The organism is Alkalibacterium sp. m-11, from assembly GCF_054658155.1.
The window spans coordinates 1-1,364 of the sequence record NZ_BAAGIR010000262.1; the positions used below are offsets into that span (position 1 = coordinate 1).

Genomic DNA, 1,364 nt, shown 5'->3' on the forward strand with positions numbered 1-1,364 from the left:
CCCTCCTGGAGTACGTGTCTTAGTCGACAACCTAATTGTACCATATGGGGGGGTCCTTTTTTCTATGTTTTAAAAAAGTTGATTTATCAGGTGTTAAACACGACAAATAATTATGAAATTGGCTCATTTATGTCATTTTCTCTAAAAAAATTAATTATTAGTACTAGTTCAGTTTTAGTTTTATCTGGTGGGATATTTCCTACATTAACAGCCGTGGCGTCAGAAGAAAGTATTAACGAAGAGCAAACTCAAGAAGTTAGTTCCTTTGAACTCGATCAATTCATAGAGGATGTTGAACCCTATGTCATTGTGAATGAAGATGGGTTTTGGGAGTTACATTCTGGTATCCCCACTCAACTATATGAAAAATATAATTTAGAGAAATTAGAAGATAGCTTTTTAGAGTTGCAACCTCAAAATATTCAGGCTACTATACAGACTGATTCGAATATAAATAGACCTGGTATATATCTAGAAGAACAACCGGAATTTTCTACAACTAGCACTAATACTTTTGCTAGCCGTGGATACAATGTAGAGAGGTACTGGTGGGGGACTAGAACCTTTTTCACTAATGCGCAAACCACTCAAACAGTAAGCGATTTAGGTCTATTGCAAATTGGTAGGGCAGGAGCTTTAGGGCTTTTAACAATTAAGTTTCCCCTCTAGCACCCCTAACATCGACTACTGCTTTGTACTTTTCAACCCATGTTGCTTTATTAAGAAATAGAATGACTTCTCACAACAGGGGAAACGGCGTTATAGTAGACATGACTAAAATTGATGCATTTTCTGTCAGATCAAGACCTTCAGGATCAACTAGTGGTGGTGGCGGTGCCGGACCAGGTGTCGTGCATTTACCTTCTAATCAAGAACCATCTATGTAAAATTATACAATATTAACAAATTTCTTTAACAGACTTGTGCTTTGTAATTAATAATTGTTTTGTACAGGTCTATTTAATTAAAATGAATAGCAGCTATATTCGCAGTAAGAAAATCAATCTCCTTATTTTGATTTTTAATCCAGTTCGTATTACTGATAAAATTCACCCATATGATACTCTTATTTAAAGGATTGAATTAAAATGACCAAAAATATAAATGTAAATGTCCTTATCTTGTTAGTAATAGCAACGATTTTTAATCTCGTGTTGTATGTAATATATCGAGACGGATTAACGTTAAGTGCCTTTGTGATATGTTTTTTTTCTATTGTCATTTTTTTGTATAAAAACAATCGAGTAGGGGGTAAATAATTAATTTATTTACCGTCCTCTCACACCACCGTACGTACGGTTCCGTATACGGCGGTTCAATATCTTAAGTAAGCAGACTCTGCCAGTTGGTTTAGTGAAACTAAA

The 1,364-nt window shown here is 34.8% G+C and carries 1 protein-coding gene; it reads left to right on the forward strand.

Annotated features, from left to right (window positions below; translation table 11 throughout):
- Positions 1–669: hypothetical protein (locus ACYQ2O_RS12285; protein ID WP_459796704.1), on the forward strand; the 669-nt coding region annotated here is incomplete at its 5' end.
- Between the last annotated feature and the right edge of the window lie 695 nt (positions 670–1,364).